General features: G+C 66.9%; 12 protein-coding genes and 3 pseudogenes. 11 read left to right on the top strand and 4 right to left on the bottom strand.

The features are described from left to right. Positions 1 to 306 precede the first annotated feature (306 nt). From ACZ5CZ_RS34835 to tpg, 4 genes and pseudogenes are all read left to right on the top strand, one after another. Positions 307 to 585, top strand: coding sequence for a hypothetical protein (locus ACZ5CZ_RS34835; protein ID WP_468948627.1), 279 nt, complete (start codon positions 307 to 309; stop codon positions 583 to 585). Positions 586 to 713: 128 nt separating this feature from the next. After that, complete coding sequence (locus ACZ5CZ_RS34830) at positions 714 to 1118, top strand: hypothetical protein (protein ID WP_468948624.1); 405 nt, start codon at positions 714 to 716, stop codon at positions 1116 to 1118. Positions 1119 to 1299: 181 nt separating this feature from the next. After that, on the top strand, positions 1300 to 1683 hold the full coding sequence (locus tag ACZ5CZ_RS34825; RefSeq protein WP_468948621.1) for a hypothetical protein: 384 nt from the start codon (positions 1300 to 1302) through the stop codon (positions 1681 to 1683). Positions 1684 to 1686: 3 nt separating this feature from the next. Then, positions 1687 to 2243, top strand: a pseudogene (gene tpg, locus ACZ5CZ_RS34820) (telomere-protecting terminal protein Tpg). Positions 2244 to 2511: 268 nt separating this feature from the next. Here the strand turns inward: tpg and ACZ5CZ_RS34815 are convergent. Both ACZ5CZ_RS34815 and ACZ5CZ_RS34810 read right to left on the bottom strand, forming a co-directional pair. Next, the gene (locus ACZ5CZ_RS34815) at positions 2512 to 3075 is read right to left on the bottom strand and encodes a hypothetical protein (RefSeq protein WP_468948618.1); all 564 of its coding nucleotides are present in this window, start codon (positions 3073 to 3075) and stop codon (positions 2512 to 2514) included. A 224-nt stretch (positions 3076 to 3299) separates the two neighbouring features. Next, positions 3300 to 3533 (bottom strand): hypothetical protein, encoded by a 234-nt coding sequence (locus ACZ5CZ_RS34810; RefSeq protein WP_468948615.1) that lies wholly within the window; start codon positions 3531 to 3533, stop codon positions 3300 to 3302. Here ACZ5CZ_RS34810 and ACZ5CZ_RS34805 point away from each other — a divergent pair. The 6 genes and pseudogenes from ACZ5CZ_RS34805 (at position 3520) to ACZ5CZ_RS34780 (ending at position 9029) form a co-directional block, all read left to right on the top strand. Next, entirely contained in the window at positions 3520 to 3846 is a 327-nt protein-coding gene (locus ACZ5CZ_RS34805; protein ID WP_468948612.1) for a hypothetical protein, read from the top strand. The two genes, ACZ5CZ_RS34810 and ACZ5CZ_RS34805, sit on opposite strands and share 14 nt — an antisense overlap. Positions 3847 to 3931: 85 nt before the next feature. Continuing rightward, positions 3932 to 4121 (top strand): annotated as a pseudogene (locus ACZ5CZ_RS34800) (DUF6247 family protein); the annotation flags it as partial. 366 nt (positions 4122 to 4487) lie between these two features. Then, positions 4488 to 5039, top strand: a complete 552-nt coding sequence (locus tag ACZ5CZ_RS34795; RefSeq protein WP_468948609.1) for a hypothetical protein — start codon at positions 4488 to 4490, stop codon at positions 5037 to 5039. After that, entirely contained in the window at positions 5032 to 7941 is a 2910-nt protein-coding gene (locus tag ACZ5CZ_RS34790; protein ID WP_468948606.1) for a CHAT domain-containing protein, read from the top strand. Before ACZ5CZ_RS34795 ends, ACZ5CZ_RS34790 begins: the two co-directional genes overlap by 8 nt. 37 nt (positions 7942 to 7978) lie before the next feature. Continuing rightward, positions 7979 to 8773 (top strand): hypothetical protein, encoded by a 795-nt coding sequence (locus ACZ5CZ_RS34785; RefSeq protein ID WP_468948603.1) that lies wholly within the window; start codon positions 7979 to 7981, stop codon positions 8771 to 8773. Between the two features lie 16 nt (positions 8774 to 8789). Next, complete coding sequence (locus ACZ5CZ_RS34780; RefSeq protein WP_468948600.1) at positions 8790 to 9029, top strand: hypothetical protein; 240 nt, start codon at positions 8790 to 8792, stop codon at positions 9027 to 9029. Positions 9030 to 9054: 25 nt separating this feature from the next. Here ACZ5CZ_RS34780 and ACZ5CZ_RS34775 read toward each other — a convergent pair whose 3' ends face one another. Next, entirely contained in the window at positions 9055 to 9630 is a 576-nt protein-coding gene (locus ACZ5CZ_RS34775; RefSeq protein ID WP_468948597.1) for a hypothetical protein, read from the bottom strand. Positions 9631 to 9890: 260 nt separating this feature from the next. Next, positions 9891 to 10112 (bottom strand): annotated as a pseudogene (locus ACZ5CZ_RS34770) (hypothetical protein); the annotation flags it as partial. A 309-nt stretch (positions 10113 to 10421) separates the two neighbouring features. Here ACZ5CZ_RS34770 and ACZ5CZ_RS34765 point away from each other — a divergent pair. Beyond that, the gene (locus ACZ5CZ_RS34765; protein ID WP_468948594.1) at positions 10422 to 10718 is read left to right on the top strand and encodes a hypothetical protein; all 297 of its coding nucleotides are present in this window, start codon (positions 10422 to 10424) and stop codon (positions 10716 to 10718) included. Positions 10719 to 11201: the final 483 nt, after the last annotated feature.

The raw sequence follows: 11201 nt of genomic DNA, 5'->3' as shown, positions 1-11201 counted from the left end.
CAGAGTGTGCGGTGTCCTTCGGGATTCGAACCTGAGACCTAGGCGTCTCGCCGGTAGCCCTCGTGTTTGGGGCTCAGCGTGGCGTTCTCGGCCGACTCGGACATGCCTCCTGCTCTCGACCTCGCCCTCACGAGGAAATGCCAAGGATTTGAGACTGATCATGTGACAAGGCCGTGAGACAGCCAAGAACGCCCCAGGTCACGCAAGATCGACATGTCACGAGCGGCGAGTACCTACAGTCGCTATAGGTACTCATAATCCGCGTCATGTTCTCGCGAGCGATGACCTCTGAGTAGCACTTATGGCGTGGCTCTGAGATTCCCGGCCTGGAATGATCAGGCCCGAGCGCTGCTGTTCGAACGGCTCAGCGGACTGCCCGCAACCCTCGCCCCGGCTGCCTACGCGCCCAGCACCACGGAACTGCGGACCATGCTGCGGACCTTCGAAACAGATCTCACCCCGGCGCTCATGAGCCGACTCGAGGAACACGCAGCCGAGTTCCTCGCCCGGCAGGGAATCCGCGATGAATCTGTCTCCTGGCAGCCCCCGACAGACATCGTTCGCGATCTCACGTTGCCCGGCTGATTCAGATCACCCTCGGCAGGAAGAAGGACGTCGACCCGATCTGCGACCCCCTCCGGCGCTCGCAGATCGGTTGGAGCGACGGGCTGTCCGACCAGCAGCTCCACGACATCGCCCGCGGCGTCTGGGTCATGCCCGGATCACGCGTCGAACGAGAGCGGTTCGCGGTCGTCAACGGCGGCGGGATCATCCGTCAGGCCATGGAGATCGAGCGGATCGTCGACGTCCCTGGCGGGCGCCGGGCCTTCGAAGGTCGCATCCTCGGCCCCGGGCACCCCGTCCACGACCACTACGTCGGCAAGCCGGCCCCGAACGGCGCTCAGCAGAACCCCATCACCTACTTCGACTCCCCCCTGGGCAACCGCGAGTGCAACTGCGGATGCAGCAAACCCATCAGACGAGGTGACTTCCTCCCCGGCCACGACCAGCGCGCCATCCACGAGAGAATCGCCCGCATCGGAACCGTGAAGGACTTCATCACCTGGTTCGACCAGACCTGGAAGCCCGACGAAGCCCAGCAAGGCGAAGTCGCGTGAGGAAATGCCACCGAACTGAGACGGAAACCGCGGGACATCTGATGAGACAGCAGCACAAGCAGCAGGTCACCGCGGTCCCGAATGACACCGGCGGCGCGAACCTACAGACGCCGTCCTCGAGGACGGCGAGTAACTTCCCACCTCACCTGCCTCACCCGACTCCACGCGAAGGACCGCCCCGATGACCTCCACCGACAGCACCCGCCCTCGATGGGCACTGCCTACCCGACCCCCGGGCCACGACCCGATCCTGTTTGCCCGGGCGATGCGCAACATGCGCCTGACCTGGCGCGCCCGCGGTGTCCTGGCCGAACTCGCCACCGGATATACCGACGACGACCGGCCCCTGATGCACCAACTGTCTTCGCTGACCCGCGAGGAGCGGCTGGCCGCCGAAGGCCGAGAAGCGTTCCGCAAGGCCGTCGCAGAACTCCGCGCGCTGGGCTACCTCAAGCCCGAGAGCGACGGTGTTGCCGAGCGCTTGGCCGTGAACCTCGACGCGGCCAAAGACGCCCGCCTCGTTCACGACCGCCTTCACCGTGATGCCGATTACGGCGGGAGGTGAGCCGTGAACGAGATCGAGGACGCGACCGAGCGTGCCGACCGCGAGGCATTCACCAAGGAGCCGCCCAAGACCCTCAAGGGCCAGATCAGCTACCTGATCCGGCAGCTCGGCAGCGCGAAGGCCGTCGCCCAGGAAATCGGCGTCACCGCCGACTCCGTCAACCGCTACCGACGCGGCGCCCACAAACATGCCCGTGCCGACGTCGCCGCGAAGATCGATGACGCGGTACGGGCCCGCTGGCAGCCGCTGGTACGCAAGCGCGGGCAGCGCCAAGCCGCCACCAGCACCGGAATCACGGTGGAGACCCGGGCCCGGTTCGGCTACACCGTGCCCATCGGCACGACCGACGACGGCCGGTTCCGCCGCCTCACCGTACACCTCCCCCCGCAGTACGCACAGCGCCTCTTCGACGCCCGCGACGCGGGAGCCAGCGACCAGCAGATGCGGCAAATTACGCCGAAGGACTGAAAGACGTGTATTTCCAGGACGGCGGTGCGCGCGCTATGGGACTGTCGGACGTGGCAATCAACGACATTGATTACCTCGACCTCGAAAACTGAATCGGAGCGAATGCGTGACTGCTGAAATTCCGGTGTGACTGAGTTCTTCCGTTGGCGAGTTAGCGTTCGAGTTGGCCAGCTGACTGTCGGGGTCATGGCCGGGCACGTCACGCCGTATGCAGGCCGTCTGGGCCCCTACTGATGGCTGGGAGCCGGAACCGACGTGTACGGCCTTGACCGGCGGGGCGAGCGGCGCCGAGGTCGGTTCCTGAGGAATCGCCACAGCCTGACTACTGGGCTCGCCCTATCCGAAGGCGCGACGCCGCCGTCAGGTTCGCGACGCCGCAGCGTCGAACTCCTTACGCAGCTGGTCGGACCGCGCCTTGGCCTCGGACCACCGAGCGTGCAAGGTGTCACGGGCATCTTCCAGAGCAGTCGATGCTCCGCGGACGAGATTGACCTCCTCCTGAAGAGACTCATGAACTGACCAAGCCCGACGCCCCAGCTCCTGGCTCTCCTGCGTGATCTTGCGGGCTGACCTCTCGACGGCCTTGAGTGCCGTGTGCACGGCGTACCACGACTCTTCCTCGCCGACTTGCTGGTTTCCCCGTGGGGGGACGTCCATGTAGTCGTCGACCCATGCCCGTTGCTGGTTGTGATGGGAGAACGCCCGCACCACCACGCTAGCGAATATGATCTGCAAGCCGTCGCAGTCGTCCTGGAACCTGTCACGGGCAGAAAGCAGCCGGTCCTCTCTACGGTCAGCCAGGACCTGAAGTCGATCCTCTCGCCGGGCTCGTTGGGCGTACAGCGGACCAAGGATCGCGCTTATCACCGTGCCGATGAGTGCGATCAGGGCGACGGTCAAGGTCACAAGGTTCGTTGTGGACACCAGGTGAGTGTGGCAACCAGCGGACGGACGTGGTGTCGCATCAGCGGAACCTGCCTGATTCCCGCCGGTGCAGAAGCGCCGCGCTCCACGGAATTTGCGCACCGAGGGCTACCAGCGGCGGCTTCGCGACTCTCACGGTCCTCATCCTGTTGATCGGCGCAGCGAGCGACGCTCGGAGTGGGTGAGCACGCTGAACGGCCAGGGGTGCCAAGTAGCGTGCTCAGTCACATCCGGCCATCGACCGCGCCAAGAGCCCACTGATCGACGCCGACCACCACGCCGTCCGCATCGCCGACGCACTGCGCAACAGCCCGCACTTCCTCGGCGCCGACGCCCGGCCTGGCGACGACCCCGTCACCTTCACGACACTCGGCGGCCACGGCTTCGACCTCACCTTCCAGGACGCCGACCCGACCACGGGACCACGTCCTGCCCGCCCCGGCGATGACCGAGGCCATCGCCGCGGCAATCCTCAACCATCCCCACTTCGTCACCGCCACACCCGACTCCGCACGCGAGGACACCATCACCGTCCAGACCCGCGCCGGCGTCCGACACCTGCTGGCCCTGGACGTCGACCCAGACGTCGACGCCGGCGACTGCCCCGACCCGGCCGAAGACGTCGCCTACGCCGCCGACCAGCTGCTCACCAGCGACCCGAGCGACTCCGACCGCGCCGTGTGGCCGAACTACTCAACTACATCGGCGCCACCTGGGAGAAGCACGACTCCGCCCTGCGCCAGCACGCCCAGGCCGTCGCCCACTCCCTGACCCGGTAGGAGGGACCTGTGCCATGCCCGCGTCCACGGCCAGCGGGCACGCGTACCGTGGCGGTACTACCCGCCGGGAGGACCACATGAGCGCGCAGCCCGACCACGCACCCGTCCCGCCGTACGTGTACGCCCCCACGCCCGGGGCGCCGGCCGAACTCCTCGACCAGCTGCGCGCCGACCGGCGCGCGGACACCTGGGTGCCGGCCTTTGAGCGGGAGTGGGCGGCCGCCCTCGAGGAATCGCGGCGCACGTTCTCCCTCGCGCCGCTGTACGATGCGTCCACCCCGCGAACACGGACAGTGACCGCGGTCGGGGAAAGCCAGAGGCACTTGCTCGGTCTGCGCAGACCGGTGGTCTCGCCTAGCGTGAAGGTATAGGAGATACCGCAAGGGGACACCGCCACACTCCTGGCTCGCCACTGCGAAACGGGACCGCCCGGCGGCCGTCGACAGCCCCTAGTTCGCGACGTCCAGCCGCTGCAGCAGTGCTTCGGTATGCCGAGCAGTCAGGGGCGTCATGCGGCAGCCGGTCGAAGAGCGCGATGCCGGCGAAACAAGAAGGGCTGACTGGTTCCGAGCCTGATTGGACGAACTCTTCGAGCCGCGTGACGCTGAGAGTACTGCTGCAAAGGGGGAGCAGATGGTCAAGGTGATCAATGAGCAGGTCCGTCGGTTCAGCGAGGAAATCGACCAATGTGTCGTCCATCGGCCCGACGGCCGGATCCAGGTGGATCTCGGAGCGATTGCTTCCTTGGTTCGGAACGACGGCGACGTTGCGCACCGCCAGATGGAACTCTACTGCGCCTATGCCGCAGGCAGCCCCTCCTTTCTGAAAACGGCGGCGTTGCTCGCCGTCGCTTGTGCGGTCGAGCTCGGGGACCCGAAGCCGTTGCGCCAGGTGCAAGACAGGGCTGTTTTCCTCGGCGCCGAGGATGTTCTCCTCGATCTGGAGCAGGATGTCGGGCTCCAACAGGACTCCCCGCCCCGGCAGGCCGCAGCGGCCTGGTGGGCTGCGCAACCGGATGGCACGGTAGCGGTCTGTGACGGTTGCGGTGACGGGTTGCCTCGAGGGGCTGGTTATGTCCTCGACTCGTCGAGGTGGCTCTTCGGCGACCTCCAAGTCGATCTCGGGCAGGTCCTGCTGTGTTCCCGGTGCTACCTGCGGCAACGCAGAGGCGGCAGTGATGGATGACGTCAACGACCTGTGGGGTCGGTGGATGCGCGGAGAACTGACCGAGAAGGAACTGCGCGAATGGGCCGAGGAAGCGGCATCGCAGTTCGTTCAGCCGGACCTAGGTGACATCGACGCGTATGCGGACTGGGAGCTGTGTATTCAGCACTTCGCCGAGCTTCTCCAGTCGTGGACGCAGATCGCCTGGGATGCCGAGCTGGAGGAGTCGTTGCACGTACTCACCGGCGTGTGCGCAGTCGGCAGGGCACTCGGGGTCCCGACGATCGCACCGCCGTATTTCTGGCTTGGGCTCCGTCTTCTGGAGGCGGACCGGCCGGCTGCCGCTGTAGCGGCGTTGGAAGACGCAGTCTCCGGACTCTCGGAAGATGCCGGCGACGCCGACATGGAACTCGCCGCCCGCGACATGCTCATCGACGCACTTACGGATGTCGGCCGGACGGAGGAGGCGTGGGCACAGGCAGAAACGCTTTCCACCCGCTCCCGCGGTCTTGGACAACCTGTCTACGAAGCCGCCGCACTGCGCCAGCGCGGCCGACTGATCGCCCGTCTTGCAATGGGCGACCCGCTTCCGGCGCTACGCGAGGCCGTCGAGCGGCGCCGCCCGCTCGATCCGCCGCCTGAGTGGGTGACGCGGGGGATGGGCGAGTTCCTGGATCCGCTGGGGCGCCTTGCCCGCGAACGAGGGAGCTATCAGGAGGCGATGAACGCCTTCCTGGAGTGGGCCGATCTGGATCCGGATCCGGCGATCCGCGCGCGGGTGACCAGCGAGCTGGGGTACACCTGTCTTCTCGCAGGTGAAGAAGCCCGTGGAGCAAGGTATTTGGAGCAGGCGGCGGATCAGGCACGGCATGCCGGCGATGAGCGGGTGGCTCGCCGCTGGGAGATGGAGAGCGCAGCGCTGCTGGGCCGTCCCTTCGACGCCAACGCGGTCGAGACGGACCTGACCGGCGAGGCGGAGGCCTACGACGCTTCCGCATTCGCGATCGCTCTGACTCAGAGCGGGCGTCTAAAGGACGCGGCTCCGGTGGCACGCCGAGTGTTGGTGTGGGCGCAACAGCACCGCAACTGCGAGCTGGAGATCAGCATGCGTATGGTGCTCGCGGCGGACGCGGACCGGCGCGGGGACCCGACTACGGCGGTCCGGCTGCTGCACCGTGCCGTTTATCTCGCTGACCGCTTAGGCTGGCAGGCGCGCGGGGTCCGGGTCCGGTCCAACCTGGCTCAAACATTCCTTTACAGCGGCCGCAACGAGGATGCCCTCATGGTGACGGTGGCCGGGATCGACTTGAGCGAGACCCTCAAGTCAACTGCGTCCTCCTCGGAAGAGCGCCAGCAAATCGCGGCAGCGGCCATTCCCCTGTACGAGGTGTTCGCGACGCTGACGCGCGAATCGCAGCCGGCGAACTTTGTGGCCAGGACCGAGCGCAGCCGCGCGGAGAACCTGTTGCTGTGGGCCGTACAGGGCGATCTGGCAGGTGGGGGCGTTCCCGACCAGGCTGGCCGGTTGCTGGACGAACTGCGTGCCTTGGAGGTTGAGCAGGAGGTCCTGCACATGGCCCGTACCGTAGTCCGCGAAGGAAGCCTCCGACTGGACGCCAGACGCCAGGAACTCCTGGCCGCACTCCGCGAACTTCTCGGCGAGACGGCAGATAGCGTGCTCCTGCCGCGGAGTCACCATCCTCAACCTCTCGAATCAGCCGCAGAGCTGGTGGGGCCATCACCACCCGATACTTCGGTGCTCTACCTGTACACCACTCCTGACGGGGTCTGCGCGGCCGTCATCGCGGACACCACCGAGCCGGACCGCATCAGCGGACGCTTTGTGACCTGGCCACGGGCCGAACGCGACAAGCTATTCTCGGGACGGCACGAGGAGTTGGCGGACGACTCCCGAAACCTCACACAGCTGCTGAGCGGCAGACCGGTCGAGGCACGGGGCCGCGCGCTCTCCGAGACCGCCGTCGACGGGATAGTGCACGAGCTCGACCGGTTCCTGGTGGAACCGCTCCGTGATCTGCTCTCTCCCCTTACCAGCCATGACCTGATGGTCATTCCTCATGGTGAGCTGACGCGCGCGCCGCTCTGGGGCCTGCTCGACGCCGCCTCCCCAGACCATGCAATGACCCTCGCACCGAGCATGGCGCTGCTGCGTCATTGCCTCGGCAGGGACCGACCGGCCATGGGCGGCATTCTGACCGTCCCTGATGCAACCGGATCCCTCGACCACGTCCCCACAGAGCTCAAGGCCGTATCTCACTGGGCGGCCGGCTTGCCGGGCGATTGCACGGTCGGGGAAGCCGCAACCATCGAGGAGCTGGTCCCGGCGGCCCCACAGGCCCGGCTCCTCCATATCTCCGCGCACGGAATCCACGACGTATCCAATCCCTACTGGTCCGGGCTGATGTGCGCCTCGGACCAAGCGCCCCACCGAGTGATCAGCCGGTACGTAAGCCGCAACGGTTTCTCCGACCGGAAGGACCCAGACGGCTACCGACTGCTCACGGTTGCCGAGTGCATGGCGGAGCTACGACTCCGCAATTGCCGACTCGCCGTCCTGTCCGCATGCCAGTCCGGCGTGTCACGTCTGCACGGCGCCGGCGAGATGACGGGACTGCCCGCAGCCATGCTGATCGGTGGCGCCCGCTCCGTGATCGCGACCCTCTGGAACGTCAGCGACGCGGCGTCCACAGTCCTCATGCACCACTTCTACGCGTACCTGGACCAGTCCGCCGACGACTGGCATCCGGCCAAGGCACTGGCCCGGGCGCGCCGACGACTAGCGACGACCAGCCGCGAAGAAGCCATCGACATCCTGGGCAGGAAGAAGGGGGTCCCCTCTCACGATCCACCGTTCACCCACCCCGCGTACACCGATGCGTTCCAGTGCTACGGCGCGCCGTAATCATCCGGAGGACAGCATGGGGAACAAGTCTGTGAGGATGGCACCGGGGACGCCACAAGATGTCGACGACCCGATGCTTTTCAAGCTCACTGAAGCCTTCGAAGCGAGCAGCCCAGAAGATGTCATGAAAGGGAGTGAAAAAGGCGGAGATATAGACAATCCATTCGATCTAGCCATAACCTCCCCACGCGCCCTGGACGTCTCCAAGCTCTACGAGCGTGCCGGTCACCCGGTACCAGCGATCATTCAGGCCGCTCTCGGCCCGAAGCGAGCAGTACTACTCGTGCACAACATCACCCCGTTCGCGCGTCCGGGCACCCGACCTCCCCGGCTGTGGGGCCTGGGTTACACGGCCCGCCCCAGCAACGTCCAGGCCACCACGGTCTCGCTGCTGCCGGAGGACGGGACCCGGAACAGGCTGGCCCTCGGAGCGAACGTCGCGATCGGGCTCAGCGTCTCGGGATCGCTGGCTATCCCCGACGAACAGTTGGGCCTGCTCTCGCAATTGCCTGGTGTGTCGATGGAAGCCGCGAAACTGTCCGCCACCGCCGACGCCCATTTCGCAGTGGCGCTCGACTGGCGACTGACCGTCACCCATGTTCAGAGCGGACCTCTCGACTCGGGCGGCGCACGGTGGAACCTCTACCAGAGTGACGACGGTCTGCTCACCGAACACCACGTGCTGCTGCACACCTTGCTCCTGCCTGAGAACGACCACGACATCACCGTCGACGTCGACACCTGGATGCGAACTTCCTCCCGATGGCTCGCCTGGCGCAAAGGGCACCACTGGGACTACCCGCCGAAGAAGTTCATCGTCGAGCTGGGTTGACGATCGGCCAGTTTCGGTGAGTCTCCCCCCCCCGGCCGCAAAGATCCTCGACACGCTGCCCGAACACGTCGAAGACATGGTGTGGGACGTCCTGGATGCCGCCGTCGGCGACCCGTGGGGCTTCCGGCAGTGGAACGCCGACGGCCCGGAGGGCGAGGACATCCGCCACGCCTCCGTCGGCCAGCTCTCCCTCACCTACTGGGTGAACCGGTTCATGCGCCGCCTGTCCGTCCTCACCATCACCTGGCTCGGATAGCCACCCCATGCAACGGCCGTACCGCTCAGGCGTTGCCCCATGCCTCGAAGAATCGCTTACGGTCGTCCTCTGTTTCGTGCAGCCGGCGCCTGGCGAGCAGAACATGCCAGGCTGTGGTCTCGGCGTCGCGCAGCCATAACTGCCCGAGGTAGCGCCCACCTGCGACGAGCGTGTCATGGGCCAGTGCGTCGCCGATCACCTTGGTCACGGCGTTGCGCTGTTGGTCGTCAAGCTCTGCCAGGAAGCTGAGCACCCGGTCAGCGATGCCCGCTCCGTTCTCCCTGGCCAGGCGATCGAAGAACGGACCGCCCATGTTGCCGGGGTCGATGTACAGAGCGGCATCGCCTCCGGCATCCGCCAGCGCCACCCAGAACTCATCGCCTTCGGGTGTGCCCGGTAGGGGGAGGGCGGCGAAGAGGTCGGCCAGATGACCGTTGGCTGCCTGGTTGTACGAGACGTCGCAGGCTGCCGCAGAAGCAATCTTCGCGATGTGCCCCGTGTTCAGCCCTCCGTCCTCTGGCCAGTCGAGTGGAGTGTTGAGCTGCTTGACGAGGTGCTGGGCCAGCTCACCATCGTCGTCAAGGAAGCGCCGAACGATCACAAGTTCCCCCAGATTGGTGCCAGTTCACGTACGAAGGCGGCTCTCTCTGCCTGCCAAGTCTGCCCAACTGGGCAGTGTTCCGCTGGGCTGCGCGGACAACGTCCGGAAAACGCCGCGCTCGCCCGCACTGGCGCCCCGGGGGCCGATGGCGAGTTGGAGTTAGATCACCGCCCTCGTCTTCGACGGCCTACGACACGGCGCCCCGCCATCACCCTGAGCCAGGGACCGCGCGCTGTGCGCCGCCGACGAGGTCCTGCCCGTCACTCCTGACCACTCCCGTCGTTGTCCTCGTCCAGCTCCGGCGAGGCAGGGTCGCGCAGCGGGCACAGGGCGCCAGCTGCGGGAGTGGAGGCTGTGAAGCTGTCGCGGCCGAGCAGGTTGAGGTTGCGGTGCTTGAGCGAGGAGAGCCGGGTGATGTCGCAAATCTCGTGGCCCTCGGGGCGGGGCTGGGCGACGGCGGCGTCGAGGTACTTCGTGGTCCAGTCTGAAGATGAAATCGCGTATCCGCTCGCCAACTGGCCCTCTACCGTGGGACCCGTGACGACGAACGCTGCTCGTTGTCGCCCGCGCCCTCGCCGTGATCCACGGCGAGGTCACCGCCGGCACCGAGACGTCTCGCACGCGAGACAGCGACCCGGGCGGCGCGGCCGCGCTCGACTACGGCCTTTCCCAGCGTGCCCTGATCGCCGTCTCCGCCCGTAGTGGCGACGTCGTGGAGCTGATCCCCGCCGGCTCGCCGCGCTCGCTCACAGCGGCCTCCAGACCCTCGATGAGGCCACGGTGCGCGCGCGGTGGTCCGCCAGGCCGTCCGTGACATCCGAACCGCGCCGCCCCCGCCATCCGACGACGCGTCGGTGGACCTGGCCGTCGCCCCACTGCGCCGCGTCGTCGACGAACTCGCCGCCAGCATCCACGCGATCGGCGAGCTGATGCTCGAAGTCGCGCCAGCCTACCTGTCCGACACCGACGCGGCCGACGTCCTCGCCCTGCTCTGTGAGGAGATCGGTGAGCCCCTCGAGCACGGCCTAGCCGCTCGCCGCTACGCGATATCCGGTGACCACCGCGCCCTGCACGGCACCGTCCTCTGATCGCCCCCGCTCGCGGACACCCGGCTCCTGCTGTGACACCCTGTTTTCCCTGGTGGGCGTGGGGTGCTGTGAGGTTGTCAGGTGTGAGGCGAGGGCCTGCGGCAGGGACCTGGTCCTGCTCCTGGGGGTAGCCGTCGGATGGCAGCAGGGCCGTGTCGTGGGTGCAGCGCAGCATTTACATGGGCCCGCGTCGCACAAGGGTGCTGCACGGGTCGGAGGCCGGCCCCGGGATGGTGCAGCGGGCGGCGGCGGGTTGTTCTGCTGCTCCAAAACGATCCGGTGTAGCCGGTGCTATGGGCGCGCTGCGGTCCCGGCCGGGAACGACGACGGCGCCCTCCCGGTCGGGGGGCGCCGTGATGGTGCGCGGGTGCGGCGGCGGTTCAGCCGGCTAGGCAGTTTCGTTTGGATCATCGGGCGGACCAGAGGAAGATGCCCGCGATGTGGAGTCCGGCCTGGTAGATGGTGGCGGTCTTCTCGTAGCGG

It is taken from the genome of Streptomyces sp. NPDC031418, from assembly GCF_055581605.1.
The sequence above is the reverse complement of the archived record's forward strand: the minus strand, read 5'-3'. Positions and strand labels throughout refer to the sequence as shown.